General features: G+C 60.9%; 17 protein-coding genes and 1 pseudogene. 3 read left to right on the forward strand and 15 right to left on the reverse strand.

Annotation, left to right across the window (positions count from 1 at the left end):
• Positions 1-172: 172 nt before the first annotated feature.
• From NCT32_RS31895 to NCT32_RS31930, 8 genes are read right to left on the reverse strand one after another with little or no spacing between them, the layout of a single operon-like run.
• Positions 173-787 carry a DUF4400 domain-containing protein gene (locus NCT32_RS31895; RefSeq protein ID WP_250491184.1) on the reverse strand — a complete coding sequence of 205 codons (615 nt, stop codon included), beginning with the start codon at positions 785-787 and terminating at the stop codon, positions 173-175.
• Positions 780-1,034, reverse strand: coding sequence for a hypothetical protein (locus NCT32_RS31900; RefSeq protein WP_250491185.1), 255 nt, complete (start codon positions 1,032-1,034; stop codon positions 780-782). The genes NCT32_RS31895 and NCT32_RS31900 overlap by 8 nt, the downstream gene beginning before the upstream one ends.
• Positions 991-1,509, reverse strand: coding sequence for a hypothetical protein (locus NCT32_RS31905; protein ID WP_250491186.1), 519 nt, complete (start codon positions 1,507-1,509; stop codon positions 991-993). Before NCT32_RS31905 ends, NCT32_RS31900 begins: the two co-directional genes overlap by 44 nt.
• 10 nt (positions 1,510-1,519) lie before the next feature.
• Complete coding sequence (gene traD, locus NCT32_RS31910; protein WP_250491187.1) at positions 1,520-3,391, reverse strand: conjugative transfer system coupling protein TraD; 1,872 nt, start codon at positions 3,389-3,391, stop codon at positions 1,520-1,522.
• Positions 3,388-4,749: a TraI domain-containing protein gene (locus NCT32_RS31915; protein WP_250491188.1), complete on the reverse strand. Its 1,362-nt coding sequence runs from the start codon at positions 4,747-4,749 to the stop codon at positions 3,388-3,390. Before NCT32_RS31915 ends, traD begins: the two co-directional genes overlap by 4 nt.
• Positions 4,746-5,768 (reverse strand): type IV secretion system protein, encoded by a 1,023-nt coding sequence (locus NCT32_RS31920; protein ID WP_250491189.1) that lies wholly within the window; start codon positions 5,766-5,768, stop codon positions 4,746-4,748. The genes NCT32_RS31915 and NCT32_RS31920 overlap by 4 nt, the downstream gene beginning before the upstream one ends.
• Positions 5,765-6,598, reverse strand: a complete 834-nt coding sequence (locus NCT32_RS31925) for a type VI secretion protein (protein ID WP_250491190.1) — start codon at positions 6,596-6,598, stop codon at positions 5,765-5,767. Before NCT32_RS31925 ends, NCT32_RS31920 begins: the two co-directional genes overlap by 4 nt.
• Positions 6,556-8,607: a type IV secretion system protein VirB4 gene (locus NCT32_RS31930; protein WP_250491191.1), complete on the reverse strand. Its 2,052-nt coding sequence runs from the start codon at positions 8,605-8,607 to the stop codon at positions 6,556-6,558. The genes NCT32_RS31925 and NCT32_RS31930 overlap by 43 nt, the downstream gene beginning before the upstream one ends.
• Here NCT32_RS31930 and NCT32_RS37520 point away from each other — a divergent pair, their 5' ends adjacent.
• Positions 8,608-9,030 (forward strand): hypothetical protein, encoded by a 423-nt coding sequence (locus tag NCT32_RS37520; RefSeq protein ID WP_250491192.1) that lies wholly within the window; start codon positions 8,608-8,610, stop codon positions 9,028-9,030.
• Here the strand turns inward: NCT32_RS37520 and NCT32_RS31940 are convergent.
• Genes NCT32_RS31940 through NCT32_RS31950 form a run of 3 tightly spaced genes read right to left on the reverse strand, consistent with a single transcriptional unit; the run spans position 9,012 to position 10,737 of the window.
• Positions 9,012-9,275, reverse strand: coding sequence for a conjugal transfer protein (locus tag NCT32_RS31940; RefSeq protein WP_053572942.1), 264 nt, complete (start codon positions 9,273-9,275; stop codon positions 9,012-9,014). The two genes, NCT32_RS37520 and NCT32_RS31940, sit on opposite strands and share 19 nt — an antisense overlap.
• A gap of 46 nt (positions 9,276-9,321) precedes the next feature.
• Positions 9,322-9,675 carry a hypothetical protein gene (locus NCT32_RS31945; RefSeq protein WP_035967777.1) on the reverse strand — a complete coding sequence of 118 codons (354 nt, stop codon included), beginning with the start codon at positions 9,673-9,675 and terminating at the stop codon, positions 9,322-9,324.
• A 12-nt stretch (positions 9,676-9,687) separates the two neighbouring features.
• Positions 9,688-10,737, reverse strand: a complete 1,050-nt coding sequence (locus NCT32_RS31950) for a CpaF family protein (protein WP_250491193.1) — start codon at positions 10,735-10,737, stop codon at positions 9,688-9,690.
• A 377-nt stretch (positions 10,738-11,114) separates the two neighbouring features.
• On the opposite strand from NCT32_RS31950, the gene NCT32_RS31955 reads away from it, so the two are divergent.
• Positions 11,115-11,582 (forward strand): zinc-finger-containing protein, encoded by a 468-nt coding sequence (locus NCT32_RS31955; RefSeq protein ID WP_250491194.1) that lies wholly within the window; start codon positions 11,115-11,117, stop codon positions 11,580-11,582.
• Between the two features lie 26 nt (positions 11,583-11,608).
• Entirely contained in the window at positions 11,609-12,076 is a 468-nt protein-coding gene (locus tag NCT32_RS31960) for a hypothetical protein (RefSeq protein ID WP_239294725.1), read from the forward strand.
• Positions 12,077-12,155: 79 nt separating this feature from the next.
• Here the strand turns inward: NCT32_RS31960 and NCT32_RS31965 are convergent, their stop codons facing one another.
• The 4 genes and pseudogenes from NCT32_RS31965 to NCT32_RS31980 form a co-directional block, all read right to left on the reverse strand.
• Positions 12,156-13,445 carry a DUF2201 family putative metallopeptidase gene (locus tag NCT32_RS31965; RefSeq protein ID WP_250491195.1) on the reverse strand — a complete coding sequence of 430 codons (1,290 nt, stop codon included), beginning with the start codon at positions 13,443-13,445 and terminating at the stop codon, positions 12,156-12,158.
• A 9-nt stretch (positions 13,446-13,454) separates the two neighbouring features.
• Complete coding sequence (locus NCT32_RS31970; protein WP_250491196.1) at positions 13,455-14,369, reverse strand: hypothetical protein; 915 nt, start codon at positions 14,367-14,369, stop codon at positions 13,455-13,457.
• A 109-nt stretch (positions 14,370-14,478) separates the two neighbouring features.
• Positions 14,479-15,504: an ATP-binding protein gene (locus NCT32_RS31975; RefSeq protein WP_250482461.1), complete on the reverse strand. Its 1,026-nt coding sequence runs from the start codon at positions 15,502-15,504 to the stop codon at positions 14,479-14,481.
• Positions 15,505-15,753: 249 nt separating this feature from the next.
• Positions 15,754-16,484, reverse strand: a pseudogene (locus NCT32_RS31980) (hypothetical protein); the annotation flags it as partial.

Here is a 16,484-nt window from a genome sequence, read left to right on the forward strand (position 1 = left end):
CGAAACGGTGGCTATTTGAAGCGCCTTTCGCCGAATTGTCGGCGCGCTCTAGGCAAGCAGCGGCAAGACGAAGGCGGAAAAAACAAAGGCAACGCTAGCCGGGTAGCGTTGCCTAAGAGAAATAGAGCAATTTTTCTGATGAATTGCTAATGCGCCTGGAGGACCTTTTTCCCTATCTCGACGACTGGAAGGACTCGGCAGCTTTCCACAGGAGACCTCCGAGGAGTGCAGCAACGGCGACCCAGTAGCCCACCAACACAGGCAACGGAACCACCAGCACCGCGAACAGCGTTCCAGTGACAAGCAGCAGTCCATGGCCTGCCAGATGGAAAGACAATGGACTTACAAAGCCCGCAGCCGACGCTTTGATCTTGCGGCGCGCCGCACCGTCGATGAACATGCCGACGGCGAAAAGAAGTGTTCCAACGATCCACATCTTCATCACCATCGCACGGAAGAGCATGCGGTACACCAGTAACCAGAAGTTCTCGGTCCAGGTGTGGGCGAACGATGAGAATCCGCCGTCGTCCAAGCCGCCTACCTTTCCGGATGCATTCAGCGTGCGGTGGAGCAGCCCGCTATCGACAAATGCACGGCGGAACTCTTCGTTGGCGCTGCGCATGGCGCGATCGACCCGGTCCTGTCCCACCGACTCGACGAGAGAATGTGTTTCCGCTTCCGGCACCTCAAAGAGCTTGCGCTCCGGAATCGCCGGCATGACCGCGATGGATAGCACCGGCACGAGCAGAAACCAAACCTTGATATGCGAACCAAACCGGCTAGCCATGCAGCACCTTGACTAGCATGAGGGCGGGCACCGCGACGAGCGCCATCAGTCCGCCCCAAAACAGCGCCGGTCGGAATTCGGCGATCGTCGCCAATGCATAGCACCGGGCGCCCGCGCCGTAAGTGAATTCGTCCGGCACGGCCGCGTTCATGTCGCCGTCGAATGCAGCAGCAGTGTCGCGCGCGCGCTGGGCCGTGCGCGGCTCAACTCCCGACAGCTTCGCTATGATCGTAACGGTGAGCGACATCATATTCCTCGAAGTAACGGCGGAAAGCTTCCCCCTGAAGCACGCGTGCGGCGAGCTGGAACGCCGCGGTGCGCTCAGTGATCTCGTCCGGGCAACGCTCATCGACCATTTCGAACTGGTACTCAGCGTGGCGCGCTTCGAACGCGGGAATCGCCTCGACCATCGGACACCACACCGACACCTTGTCGCCAAACCGAGCGACAAGCCGGCGGGCATACAGCGCTTTCGACGGCTCGAACAAGCCCTGCATGAAGGCGATGTGCTGGTCGCCCGTGCGCTTGGCACGCCGGAAACCCTCTAGCGCCGACTCGATCATCTCCGCAGCCAGCGGCCCCTTGTCTCCGATAAACCGCTCCCCGATGAAGTCGGCCACGCGCGAACACGCGAGCTCCAGCTCCGGTGCGACATTGAAGACCGCAACCAGCCTGTGCGAGAGCTTGTGATCGCGAATGATGTTTTTATATGCAGCGGACATAATCTTGTGTTTAGCCTTCGATGATAGGAATGCGACCCTGATACACGGCACCGCCAGAGATGCGCATGAAGTACTGCAGATTCGGCAAGCTGTGGAGGAGCTTGACGGGAATGAGCGGCACCTTCTCCAACTGGATTGAGCGGGACTGTGAGCCACTGAATTCAAGCGCGTGCGCCTCAGTCGTGGTATTGGTGCTGTTGGACACGTTCACCACGCGGATCGCAGTCTCCCCGACCTTGTCCGAGAACCACTTCGCTGTATCTGAGTCCTCTAGTCTAAGCACCACCTGATTGTTGAGGTTACCCAAAACCTGCAGCATTTTCGCTGCGTTTCCAAGTTTCGCTTCGAGGTCGGCACGCGCCTGGAATGCGACGAACGCCTTGAACCCTGCCCCGCGTCCCTTGTTCAGGATTTGGATAACCTTCTCGTTGATGGCCTCGGCGATCTCGTCGATGATGAGCACGACGTCAGGCTTCTCTGCATAGAAGTTGTAGATGGCGCCGCAGACGGCCGCGACGTCCGACAATGCCATGGACGCGATTGCCTTCTGGACGATGTTGTTCGACAGAGAGTCGAGCCCCATGTACAAGACCGCCTTCTGCTTGATGATCTTGTCGATGTCCCATATCTCGCGCTCGTCCTCGAAGTCGTCCGCCTTTGGCGCGAGCATGAGGCCCGTTTCGCCTGTCGCGAGCATCTGTAGCAGCGGCAACGCGGACGCGATGATCTTCATGTAGTGCTCGCGGTCGTGGGTGTGCGTGGCGATCAACCCATCGATCGTCTCGTGCCCCCGGTCGTGAGCGGCAAAGCGGTCGAGATACAGCTTCACCATCCCGTCAATCAACGAGGCGTCGTTGCGGCGCTGCGCGTCTTTTACCGTCGCGGTTACGGTCAGTTCTTCCCAATCGGTCAGGCCGTTCTCAATAAAGAATCGTCGCAGCCCACGGTCGAGCAAATTGCCAATGCCTGACTGTGCGTATTTGAGAATCGATCGCAAGTTGGGCTTGTCGCCGACATACAGCTCACCTTTCACGGCGCGGTCGATGAAGAGAAACGCGAAGTCACGGAACTGGCCTTCTTCCATCAACTGCGCGATGCGCGACGGGATTTCCGACGGCTGCGACCAGTTTTCGAGCGGGTTCAGGCGGATCGACTCATGCGGCTTCGCCTGATTGAAGTACAGGAACTTGCGCCCGGTGCGCGCGCATTCCTTCTCCACGCGCTTTTTCCACTCGTCATCGTTCTTGGGGTCGACGATGATCAGGACGTCCTTCGGGTTGTGAATCACTTGCGTGGAGATAACTTCGTAGGTGCGGGTCTTTCCCGCGCCAGTCGTGCCCGCCACCAGCGTGTGACCGCCCATCGCCTTATAGTGAAACGGCACCTCAACCTTCTTCTGCTCCATACCGTGGATCCAGGATGATCCCTGCGGCATGCGATCGCGGATGCTGTCGCGCGGACCGAATAGCCGCTCGATGCGCTCCTCCACGGTACGGCCTATCTCGGTTTTTGACAGCCACTTCGGCAGCGACGGAATGTCGGTTACGGGCATCCGGAGGATTTCGTGGGCAATCTGTGTATGCTTCTGCGTCCACTCGTATCCGATGCCCAGGTACATCGAGTCCGCTCTTTTCCGCATCGAGTTCTGCGTGGCAAGAAGCTTTTCGATGCGAATCTTGCTGAGCCATTTCGTTGAAATGGCCATGCGAAAGCTCAGTGCCTTCCATATCTGGAGCGCACGAATCGACAGCAGGGCAACGCCGGCTAGCGCAAACGCCCAGCCGTAGGGCATCCCCGAGACCAAGATGCCAATGATGACGATGGGCCAGACGAGAAACGGTCGAAATTCGTAAATCGGACGGAAGTGATTGACGTAGTTCATGCCGCTGGTCGCTCCACGATGAGACGTCCGGCGCGCTCAACAATGCAGATGTCATTGCCGTGTGCGCGCATCAGGAGGCTGCGCTTCTTGAGTTGTTCGACAAGGGTATCGCTCGTGATGCCGTATCCGCCGACGAGCCGCTTCTTGACGGCGAGCCCCTTCTCTTCCCACGTCACTTCCGCCTTTCCGGTCGCCACGTCACCGGCGAGGGCTTTGAAAAACTCTTTCAGCATTGCAGCGCCGGGGCCGAGGAGTTCCGTCAATTCTTCGTCAGACGGCCCGACCCTGTTTGCATTGGACCTCGCTGAACGCGCTGCGGCAGGGTCGACCGGCGCCGGACGCGATGCAGGCGCGCTCGGGCCGGTCGAGGGCTCAGCCGCAGCCGCACCAGCGGCCTGTGCTTCGCTGCGCTCCAACGCATCGAGCAACGACTGAGAAAACTTCGGCGCGGAGGCGCTCGCCTCCTGCTGCGACGAGGCCGTTGCTCCAACAACGGCAGACTGCGGTTCCGGGGTCGTGGCCGACGCTACTGATGCGGTCGTTGCGGTCGACTGTCCCGGGTTCACGGAGGAATCAACACTAGCCGGGGCGGGCGTCGCGACGAACTGCGGCTCAAGCGCGAGCGCGACGTGCACGGCTGAGGGAACGTCATACTTCACCGGCGCGAACACGGCGCGTTGCGCCTTGCGCTCGAAGTCCACCGCAACGCCCATGGCCTGCCGCACTACCTTGTGGACGAGGGGTTCAAACCCCTGCGGGCTGCGCTCGGGATTTATCGCGTTGAAGAGGTCGTCCAGCACCGCTGTGTCGAACCCGGAGAGCAGCTCGGGCGAGATGACGGTCTGGGCAAACATGGCAGTGCGCATGCGCTCGTTCTTCAGTGGCGTCACACGCCGCTCAACGGCGAACTGACCGGTTCCGATCCACGTGCCGAACGCCCCGTGCGCCGCCGGATTCCACTTCGTACGGTCCGAGAGCCGCAGCATTTCGAAGTGACGAAACGGCTCGTCAAGCAACGAGCATGCGGCGGCCAGAAACACGGCAAAGTTGTATTGCGGCTCGAGACGGCGACGCTTGTCGGACGTGAGATCGGCCGCGAATTTCTGCCCGCCCGCGAGCCGCATGGCATAGAACGTTGATTCGATCGTCGCGCGAAATGCACCGCCCGGCTCGCAGTGCAACTCAGGCGTGAGCGGCATCGCCGAAAACCAGCTCGCACACCGACGCAGTACGGACAGCCACTTGCGCGCGAACTCGGTTTCCGTGCTTTCATTGGCGCACTGTCGAACCAGTTCGATGCGCTTTTGGTGCGTGGCGAAAAGGTCTTCGACCGGGATAGCTTCGTGAGCGTTCGTCATGGAATGAATTTGCTCGCCAACTTCATCGCCCCGGTTCCGGTTGCCGTTGCACCGCCGCCAAAGATCGTCGCGAGCTTCGGGATTTCGAAGGACAGGAGCAGCACGAACACTGCTAGGTCGAACACGTACGCCCCGTTGACTGTCGTCGACCCGCCCACCTGCGTCGCCTTCGCTACCGCTTCCGTGATTGACGCCCCTACAAGCTTGATCAGAACTGAGACCACGACCGTGTACATGCCCGCACTAATCATCCAGTCGAGCCACTTCTTGAAATAGTTTCGTGTGTACGAAGAGAAGCCGAGCGCGATCGCAATCGGGCCGAGCACGATACCGATGGCGGCCTGAATTTGGCCTATCGCCGTGTAGTAGACGAAGATGATGGAGGCGAGAACCATGAGCATTCCCGCGATGGCCAGTACGATCATATCGGTGAACAGCGCAGGAATGTCCCAGAGCTTTACCGTCTTTAGCTTGGCGGTCAGTGCGTCGATGATGGTCCCTGCAAGTGAGGCCATTTGCGAACCAACCGAGCCATTGTCCGAGGTGGCGATGTGTGCCGCCAACTGCTCGAACCATGTCCAGAAGCCAGCGGCTGATGTGGTGTAACCGAGATACAAGGCGACGAAAATGCCCAAAATCGCCACTTCCTCGAAAAGATCGACCCACGCTGCGATCGGATGGTGGGTCCCGGCGAACCGGACTCCTACCAAGACCAACGAGATGACGCCCAGGCCCCACGCAAATTTGTTCGCCTCGCTCATCACATTCGAACTGGCATCCACCGCGGTGCTGACGACGTTGCCGAGCAAGACGTGGATCTGCTGTGCCGCGCTGGTCGCCCCTTTGGCGAAATCACCTTTCTGACTGGCCAGTATTGCCGCAGAGCTTGTCGCCGCCGAAGCGGGCACGTCGACCGCTGCTTGCGCCATCGCCCGGTTAGAGGTGATGGCGACGCAGCCCACCGCCGCGGCTAAGATTAGCAGCGTCCTAATGAAAGAAATGACGGAACACCGCATCATTGCCCAAGCACCTTCGACGAGCCAATCTGTGCGTCAAAGGCAGCACGCTCTCGATCCTGTTGCGCCTTGATTGCCGCCTGACTCGCGTTGTTCGCCTTCTGATCCGCGACTGTCGCCGAGTCTTTGACAGCGTCGTTGCGTTGCTTGGCCGCCATCATCGTCAGAAGGTCGCTGTTCTGACTGGAGATGATGTCCAGCATGTGCGTGGTCAACTGAGCGGTAGCCTGCATTGTCGGCGACATATTCAGTTGGTCCTGAATCTCCTGCCGACGCTTGGCGAGCGTGCTGACGTGCGAGATGACGTCGTTGCCCTGCTGGAAAAGCTGCTTCGCCGTCTTGTCGTTGTTGTGCAGTAGCGTGTTTTGGTCCGTGAACCACTGGTCAGCCGTTTTGCCCGATTGCGTAATCAGCGCCTGCACCTTGCTTGCGTACTCGGCGTTGTTCTGCAGGCCTCCGTACAAATCCTTCAAGGCGTCGGTGTACTTGCTCAGGCTCGAAATATCGCTCGTGATGCTTTTGAACTGTGCCAGCATCGCCGACGGATCGAGGTTGGTCGCCTGCTTGAGCTGGTTGAGCATCATCTGGTACTGATACACCAGGTTCGAATCCTGATAAACCTCACCCTTCACGGCGGCCGCGGCGGTCATCGTGTTCTGAATGAAGTTGGACGCATCGAACACCGGCATGTTCGCGTTGGCGTGTTGCACAAACCCGAGCGTGAGCACGCCGGTGGCTGCGATGCGGCGGAGCATTTTTTTCATCATGGCGGTACCTTGCTGATAGAACGTTAAGCGTTGACGAGTACGTCTCGCACGTACTCCTCCTGCCACTGTGGGCTGCCGGACTTGACGTGCTTGTCGAGAAGCGCTTGCGCACGGCCGTCCGAGCGGAGGTAGGCGAGCGCTTCTTTCGGGAACTGGGCCTGCAGCATCCGGCTTTGTTTAGCCGTCACCCACAGGTAGTCGCGATTGGGCACCGCATCCGAGATCATCTTGATCTGATGCGGCGTGAGGCCGAATACATCGCGGTACAAGCCTTGGTTATTGATGGCGTCGCTGTTGGGCAGGTAAATGAGGTTGGGGATGTTCTCTTTCAAAATCTCAAAGTTCGGCACGCGCGCAAGCTGCCCGAGCGACTGCGTCGCCATCACCAGCGCGGCGTTGAGCTTTCGAATGGTCACCGCCCAAATTTCGAGGCGCGCGTAGAACTTCGGGTAGGTAAAGAAGAAGCCCGCCTCTTCAATTTCGATCACGGTGTAGCGCTTGCCGTCGAGGATCTGGGCGATCCGGTAGAACGCGTAGTCCATAAACAACGCGGCGGCCACCGGGAAGTTTTGGAACAAGTCGCCCATCTCGATCGACAGATCGTCGGAGATCGCGAAGCCGTCTTCGGCGTGATCGAAGAACTTGCCGTTCTTGTTGCCTTCAGTCCAAACCTGCAGTCGCTCGCGAAGATCCGCGGGCAGCAACGTGATCAAGCTCGACAGACGCCACTTCTCAGCCGGAAAGCCGAGCGCCAGCGTCTTGATCCGATCGTAGATTTCGGTCTGCTGCTGCGGCGTGCAGGTGTAGTCCTCGCCCTCGATGGCAAGCTGCACCCAGTCCGCGACATATGACCAGTGCTTTTCCTCGCCGATCAGCGAAAGCGGATTGACCGAGGTCGCGGCCTCAAATCTGCCGGTTGCATCGATGAATCGACCGCCGCCGAGCAGGGTCGGGATACGGGTCGATCGGTCCTTGTCGAAGCGGATGCGGCGCGCGCCGTGACGGCCCGTCTGCGTCATCAGATAGTTGAGAAACACAGACTTACCCGCGCCGATTGGACCGACGACGAGCGTATGGGCCTTGCCGCCCGGATGATGCAAGTCAAAATACTGGAGCGTGCGATGGCGGGTCGGCAGGCAGGTGAGCGGGCCGGTTTTCGTGCCGGACTGCTGCGTCAGCCATTCGTTGACCTTCGAACCCTCGCCCACACTGCAAAGTGGGGCGATGTCGGACACCGCGGGCGTCTCAACGAACTGCAGACGCCTTTGCTGGTCCCACCGGCCCGGCAGCGTTGCGCTCCACGAGGCGAAGAGGTTCGTCTTTTCGAGGATTACACCGAAGCCAGCATTGCCGATGACGCCGACCACCTGACGCGTTGCGTCCTCGCACTCCTCAGGAGTGCTCCCATAGACGACCACCGAAATGTTCGCGAAGCCGTACTGCTGGCCTTCGGCGTCGAGCTTCGCCAGCGCGTCGCCCGCTTCCTTCGCGAGAATCTCACGGCCTTCGTCGTTCTTTTGCTCTTCCTTCGTTGCCCACTGCTTGAGGATGGCGACGGGATTGAAGGCCGCGACCTTATAGAACCCTCGAATCTTCTTAATGTAGGCGCTTGCACGTGATGTGTCGAGGAATCGGAACATCACACAGACGTCCAGTTCCGCGTCCACCTGTGAGAGAACGTCGAGCGCCGCCTCCTGAAAGCCCATCCACTCCTTGATGCCGATGATGCGGGCGTACACCTTGCCGTGCGCCGATTCAAACATCAGCTCGGTCGCGCCGATTGTGACTTCGGTCTCGGTCAAATGCGTGTCCAGCATCGTGACCGGATAGCGCACGCGGCGCTTGGGTGTCGACGGATTCGCTCGCTGATGCAAGAACGACAGGACGTTCTGAAGCTGCAGCCGCTTCATCTTCAGGCGCGTAACACCGCCGACGAATCCGTCGATCACCGACTCGAACCGCTTGATCTCGTTTTGGATCTTGGTCAGGTCAAACGCGAAGGCACTGCGCGCGAGAATCGTGTCTTTCACCGCTTCGAACATCGCCACAGCCAGATTCTTGCCGCCGACCGTCATGTGATAGCCGATCTTGTCGAAGATCCGCGAAATGCCGGTCTCAGGCGTGAACGCCAGCGCGAGCGAGTGAGAGTTCTTAAAGTACTTGCCGCTGCCGATGATCGCTTGATTTATCGCGTCGACGCGCGCATCGGCTTCCGACGCGAACGTGCCGTCGATGCCTCCGCGCACGCGCCGGTGCGACATGCGCCACCACGCGGTGATGCGGTGATCGAAGTTGCGGCATGCGTGGTCGAGATTGTCGCGGGCGGCCGTGATGTCGCCGGGGTTGGGCGAGTCAGCGTCGATGCCTTCAAACTCGAACACGGTCAGCAGCGACCCGTCCTTGTTGAGCACCAGTTCGGGCGTAACCATCGTCGCCCAAGGCGCGATTTCCTGCACCGCGCGCTTGGTGAACATCATTTTCAGCATGGAAGGTCCTGATCAAACCCATACGGGCGCTTGAAGCGCGCGCTAAAACGGCTGCTCGGCCCCGGCTCATAGACGTCTGGGTAGCGGTTGTACACCAGCATCACGATTCGCCACCACGGGTCAGTCGAGCTTTTCCAGCGCAAGAACACATGCACCACGACGCCGACAAGGAGAAATCCCGGGGTCCAGCTCGTGTAGGTGAGCAGCGCCGTCATCGTCCCGTTGAAGATGGCGAGCCCCCGGTCTGCCCCGCCCATCTGGCGCGGCAATGAGAGGCCTCGACTAACCTTGTGCTGGCGCATATCAGCAGGCGTTGGCCATGTGGAAGTGGCTCTGCATGATCGGCACCGCGACCGACGCGATACCGAGGCCGACGAGCACCACCGAGAACGTCTTGGCGATATTGCTTTCCGAGTTCGCCACCGCGACGCCGCCGAGCGTGATCAGCACGATGCCGATGCCGTACAGGTACGGGCCGCTGATCAGGTTGCTGATCGTGCAGATGATGTCCGTCAGGCCCGTCAGGTTCGAAAAATCACCCGCGGCCATAGCGGCCACCGACACGACGCTCAGCAGCGCGCCGACCAGCATGGACTTGCCCGGACGCAGACGTTTTGCCACCGTCGCGGCTCTGTTGAGTACCTTCTTGCCCTTCATTTGATGCTCCCGTTAAAAAACGCGTTGTAGGTCGTAATCGTTGTTTTTGAATCCCCGGATTTCGAGGATTTCGGAGACATGCCGCATCTCGCCGGTGCGCTTGAAATGCACGACGTAGTTGAAGCAGTCAGCGATGTTTTTGCGCATGTCTTCCAGCTCCCACCGCGATCCGGTCGGGATGCCAAGCATGGCGAGCGATTCGAGGCGGCTGAGTGCGGTGCGTCCGTTGTTCGCGTGAATGGACGCGAGGCCGCCATCGTGGCCGGTGTTGAGCGCCTGTAGTAGGTCGTACGCTTCGCCTCCGCGCACCTCACCAACGATGATGCGGTCGGGCCGAAAGCGCAGGCATAGCGCGACGAGCAGTTGCGTCGTCACGTTCGTGTCGGCGTTAGAGAGCAGCCGCACGCGGTTGGGCACGTGCAGCTTCAGTTCCATCGTGTCCTCGATAGAGATCACCCGCTGGTCGGACGGGATCTGTTCGATCAGCGCGTTGAGGAACGTGGTCTTACCTGCTGACGTGCCGCCGGCGACGAGGACGTTTTTGCGTGATTGGACGAGCGCGACGAGCGCGCGCATGAGCGCCTCGTCTTCAATGCCTTCCTCGAAATGGATTGCTTCGGCGAATTCCGGCCGAGCATTAGCGGCCGAGAACGCGCCCATGCTCACGTAGTCCGAGAGCGTCAGCTTCGACTCGCGGTGCTTCCGGATGCTCAGCGCATGGCCGTCAATCGAGGTCGGGCTCATCACCGCCGCGATACGCAAGTTTTGGTGGCCCGCGTTGATGATGCCTTTGTCGCTTCCCGCTTTCGCTGACTTCTCGACGGAAGAGGCGAGCGAGTGGATCGCGCCTTCGAGCTGTTCAGGGCGCAGGTCGATGTTCTCGCGTGTCATCACGCCACGACGCTCCACCCAGACGTTGCGATAGTCGTTAATCATGATTTCCGCGAGGTCGGGCGAGTCCAGCAGCTCGCGCAGCGGCGAAAGCGCATGGAAGAACATGCGCACGGCTTCCGCTTCGAGGGGGCGCAGCTTCAGGAGTTGGTTGTCGGCAGACTCAGACATGCGATGCTTTGTGGGCTATCTAACATGTCGGCTATTGTTGGCGTTCGCAAACGCGCGCAGGCATCGAAAGAGGCGTCAAATTGAGCATCTTTCTTGGCCACTGCGGCAATATCCTCGGGACTGCAACCGAAAAGGCCGACCGATTCATTCGCTGAGGTCGGCGACCAACGCTCTCCGGAGAGCGTCCCACTGCGCTCAGTCATTTCCTTAAGTTGCTGAAATCACAAGGGAAAGTGCTTGTTACAAAAGTTGCCGGATATTCACACCCCCCTTAGTCGCCACACTTTTTATATTATGAAACGCAGCGGCTTACTGACTGGCGCTACCAGACCGGCTTGCTATATTGATCGTTTCCGCCCTCTCCAGAGTCGTCTCCGATGCGCGTCGGAAAACCAGTCAAGCCTCTGCCCCACCCCATCTGTGACTACTGCGGCACGCCCGCGACGCTCGTGCACGCCGGTGACGACGCCTATCCCTACCGGGACGACCACGGTCCGCTGTGGCTTTGCGCGGCCTGCCAGGCGTGGGTCGGCGTTTTTCCGCGCAGCACCCGCCACGTACCGCTCGGCCGTCTCGCCGACGCCCGCCTGCGCGACCTCAAGGCGAAGCTCCATGCGGCGCTCGAACCGTTGGTTGCCGCGAAGGTCCGGCGCGATGGCTGCAATGTGTTTGAGGCGCGCGCCAAAGCAATGAAGTGGCTAGCCGGCGAGATCGGGGCGGATGCGGAGAAGTGCTCGATTCATGCGCTCGACGCGGATCAATGCGAGCGCGCGATCGCTGTTGTTGAGCAATTCCAGCGCGCTCGCACCGCTAGCCCTTCAGAACCAGCGTGGGAAGATCGTTAACACGGGCAGTCAATCAAACGTTTGCTATGTCTCGCACCCTTCCCTTCCAGCGCTCTTCTCAGGCAGTCCGCGCGCGCCTTAACAAAGCGCAATTGCTCCCGATCCCGCGTGCCGTCGCCGATGACCTCGCGCTTCGTGCGCACCTGTCGTTGGAAGCCATCCGCGGCGCGTGCGACCACATAGCCCCCGCGCAGCACATCACCGAAGTCGTGTTGCTCGGCAAGTTCCTCAGTGAGGCGGGCCACGGCGAGTTTTCGCACGAATCGCTGCTGGCAGCCGACCGGGCGATGGCCGAGGTGTTCGAAGGCGGCCGGCAGACCGGAACGTGGGCGGTATCGTCGGAGTCAGCCTTCGCGCTGCTGGCTGCGATCGTCAGCATGTACGACCGGCAACTGCATAGCGCGACGCTCGGCGCGCTGACCACGGCGAGCGACCGTTTGGAACGGTTCAAGGGCGGCGAGGCATACCAGCCGCTGCAACAACGGCGCGCTTAAGCCTGCACCAGTCGAAAAAAAAGCCCGGCAAAATCGCCGGGCTTCGTCTTTCAGGGGAATGCCCGGCCGAAGCCGGGGACTAGCAGATCACCTCCATCGTTTCGCCAAACGGCGCTTTCCGAGCCCGTGCCAAAGGCGTGGTTGACGCCCACAGCACTGGGTAGTGCGGCGCGACCGTCGGGAAGCGCCCCACCATGTCTGTCAGATAGACCAGAAAGGCGGGGTTCATGCCGTCTTCCGCGACCCGGTTGAACGGATCGACGAACGCCGTCCCGCCACCACCACGCACAGGCTTGATCTCTGGCGAGTCGCCTCGCTCGAAGATCTGTACCTGCGTGACGCGCGTGTCGCAGTCCATCACGACCAAGCGCGCGGGCTTCAACGAGTGGAAAACCGCGAGGATCTCCGCGTCGAACTGCGCCTGCGTCTCGTCGAACACGGAACCGCTGGAGTCACGCACGAATACCGCATCGCCGATCGCCGGTGTGTGCAACGACGGCAGATAGAAGCCGAGATGCAGATACCGGCGATTCGGCGCCGCGAAGCTGTAGTCCGACGGCGACGACTGCTGCGCAAAGCGATGCAGCACCGCCCGCCAGTCCACAACGGGCCGCACCGCTTCTACCGCCATCGCCTGCAGATCACCGGGGAGCTTGCCGCGCATCGCGGCCGCTTTCGCGGCTTGCGTGACGGCAACCTTCCACTCCGCTTCCTTTACCGGTTTATCCGGCCCCTTGTAGGGCCGCACTTCACCGAATGAGCCGGGATGCGAAGGCTGATCGCCGGGCGATTGCGCTGGCGCGGTGCCGTTCTGGCCACCGGACTTCGGAGCCTGCTTGCCGTTCGGCTGCTGCTGATCCTGCGGACTCGGCTGCGGCTGCTGGTTCTGCGTCTGCTGTTGCTGTGGCGACTGCTTCTGCTGCTGTTGCTGCTTCTGCTTCGCCGCCTGCGTCAGCAAACCATAGATTTCCTCGGCCGACTTGCCCGAATAGCGCGGATCGACGAGCGCCCCCTTCGGCAGCACCATGCCTGACGACAACACGATCGGATTGATCGCGTAGTCACAGGCATCGTTCCATCGGTCGGGATCGCGCGCGCCCTGGCGCCAGCAATGGCCATTGGCCACGTGCAGCACTTCGTGGGCGATGACACCCCGGACTTCGAGGTCGCTGAGCGTTTCCATATACGTTGGGTTGTAGCCCAACGTCTCGCCGTCGACCCAAAACGTCTTGGTCGACGGATCCTCTCGGACGTTCAATCGGAGCGCGAGCGCCCCGAAGAACGGCTGCGAAAGGACAAGCTCGGTCCGCTGCCGGGCAATGCGCGGATGGACCGCGCTACTACCCAACACCACATCGTTTCGGTCCATGATGCCCCCTTACGCGACGAGGCGCAGTTGGCTGGCGTGCGCCGATTCGACTTCCATCGGCTCCGGCTGCATGCCCATGAACGCGGCCATCAGCCCTTCAATCTCCTGCGCCTTGCTGGCCACCTGAGAACGAAGCACGCGCGAGTCCTTCAATTCCGCTCCCGTGTGCACGGCCAGATGCGTCTTGGCCTGCTCGAGGATGTGCGTGAGCTGGGGGTCGTTCGCGAAGTTCAGCTTGGGCAGCAGGGCGCACAGTTCGCGCACGTTGTTGGCGACGTCCAGTCGGACGTTGCCGGTCGTGTACAGCCGGTTAGCCATCTGCGAGACGGCTTCGTACAGACGCCGCACCAAGTCCTCGTTCGCGGTCGCAATCGAGGCGAGAACGTGCTGGTCCAACTCGCTCTTGAGCGTGTTGAGCACGTTCGCCGGAAGCTCGACCCCGAACTGGCTGGCGTCGGGAAACGGCAGAACCGCCATCTTCACGCCGAACTTCGTGGACAGCTCAGCGAGGGTCGGATAGTCCGCCTCGTTGAAAAGCCCATTCAGTTCTTCTCGAGCCGCCTCCTTCAGGTTCAGGTAGTCGGTCAGGAACACGGAGACCGCCAAGTCGAACTCGTCTTTCAGCGAGCGCATCTTTTCGGCGAAATCCATGTAGACCATCGTCGGCAGCAGCCGCACGCCCAACTGGTCGTACTTCAGCGTGTGGTCGTAGAAGCACGAGCGGATGCGGCCGGCGAGCGTCACGACTTCCGCGAAGCTCGGCGCGTGCTCGGGCAAAAGGCGTTTGTTGAATCTGCCAATGCCCTTCGCGTGGTGCTTGCTTTCGACTTCCTGCGTCACCTTGCCGTCGAAACGACGAGCAACCCAGGTGGAAATCGTGACGGAGCAGAGCATGACCTTCGATTGGATGGAAGTGATGTCCATGAGAAAACCTCGTAGAAATGGAATGGATGAAGCAAAGAAAAAGGCCCTGTGCGTCCGAAGACACGACAGGGCCAACAGGGGTGATGCGTGAAAAACGCAGAGTGCTTGGTTACTCGCCGCGGATGATCTTGCCGATCTCCCCGCCTTGCGCGCCAATGAAGGCATACGAGTTCTGGATCTGCGGCGAGCGCTGGACAGCGTCTCGTACCAGCAGCGCCGCGAACTCGCGGTGCCCTTCACCAATCAGACGCTCGGTGTAGCGCACGACGCGATCGAAGTTGTTTTCGTTCGCGCGTGCCGCAAGCGCGGCCGCGATCGCGTACAACGCCGAAGGCGTCGTCGGGATCATGGCCGTGTCGGGCGCGAGAAGAATCGCGTCCGGATTCGGCAGCTCGCGGAAGATCTGGAGGAACGCGACCAGTTCCGTCGCGGCACCCTCTCCCACCGAACCGGCATAGGAGATGTGCTCCAGGTGCTTGGGGACCACATCCATGGTTTTCGCCACGAACCCCCAGCTACGTGGGCTCGGTGCGTTCTCGATATCGCGCGACGTCTTCTGCACGGACAGCAAGTCCGGACGGAAGCGCAGGAACGCGATGAGCGCGGGCGGAATGTTTTCGCGCACGGCCCACTGCGTCCAGTCGTCGATGGTCGGTTCGAGCTCGACCACCGTCGCGAAACGCGAGATCACCGGATCGAGAATCCCGGAGACACCGGCGTTGTCGGTGCGGCGGTTGGTGGCCGCGAGGAACGTGACCTGCGGTGGCAGGACGTGCTCACCGACGCGCCGCGCGAGCAGCAGCTGCATCTTCGCGGCTTGCACGGCGGGCGACGCCTGCCCCAGATCGTCCAGAAACCAGATTAGCGGGCGTCTGGCCGTCATAGCGCGTTCCAGATCCCCGAAGGGCAGGAATTTCGCGGTCGTGCCATCGGGCGAAGGAAACGGCAACCCTTTCGAGTCGGTCGGATCCTCTACGACCGGGTGGCTGATGAGCAATTCGTGATCAGTGGCGTGCGCGGTCTGTTCAACGATGTCGCTCTTGCCGATGCCAGGGCGGCCAGTGATGAGCACCGGCAGACGCTTCGGCACGTACAGCGAGAGGAGTTCGGTGAGTTGAGCGGGCGTGACTTTCATGATGGCTTCCAGAAAGAAGCCCCATAAAGACTACGCCCGTTGGGACGTGGTCCCTTAGGGGCAAAATATAAAAAAGCCGGCTCGTAGCCGGCTGGGTCGATGCGTCAGTGACGCGGGTGATAGATGCAGTGTAGGGTTCTGGCAATGTGCCAATCCATGGAAAGGTCACTATTTCATGGCGCCTTAAGCTTCGGCGCTGGCACGATCGACGAAAAAAAACCCGGCGAAGCCGGGTTTGTCGAAATTGAATTAGCTCGCGCGCTGTTCGAGCGCCACGCGCGCGTAGACGAGCGTACCGTCGTTTGCACGAAGCGATACCTGCAACTGCCGCACAGGATCTGCGAGCGCGTAGCGCACGCTCGTCCCCTGCCGCAGGCTGACGATCTGCGAGAAGCCGTCGGCGATCGTGCGATCTACCCACTCCGCACCGGTCAGCACCGCGCCGTCTTCCGCACGAACGCGCGACATCTCAGCCGCTTCGCGAGCGCGAGCGACCTCGCGGGCGACGCGCCTCGCCTCACGTTGGGAAACCGACAACGCCTCCCACTCTGCTTGCTGCGCGGCGTCCATACCTGCCAGTTGAAAAATGCCCCGGCGCCGAGCCGCGGCGCGAACGCCGATGAGCTTGATCCCGAACACCTCGCGCACCGCTTGCTTGCTCGCGCGGTTGGCGTCGTCTGGCCGGTCCAGGATGCTGAGGAGATAGGACATGTCGGCCGTCTGCACTGCCTTCGCAAACTCGTTGGCGAAAGTGTGCATGTGCCTGCCGTGATCGAGAATCGCCAGTTGCGAGTCCAGTTGGAAGCGGCGGGCGCTGATGCTGCCCGACTTCCGCGCCTTCTCGAGTTCCGCTAGCCGGTTGTCACGCGCGCTGTCGGCGAGCGTGCGCCGAAGTACTTCCGCGAACTGACAGGTCGGCAGGCCGATATCGACCGGCTTCAGGTACGCCGCAGGCAAAGGATGCGCTTCGAGAATGCCCT

The organism is Caballeronia sp. INML2 (assembly GCF_023631365.1).
GTDB classification, from domain to species: Bacteria; Pseudomonadota; Gammaproteobacteria; order Burkholderiales; family Burkholderiaceae; genus Caballeronia; species Caballeronia turbans.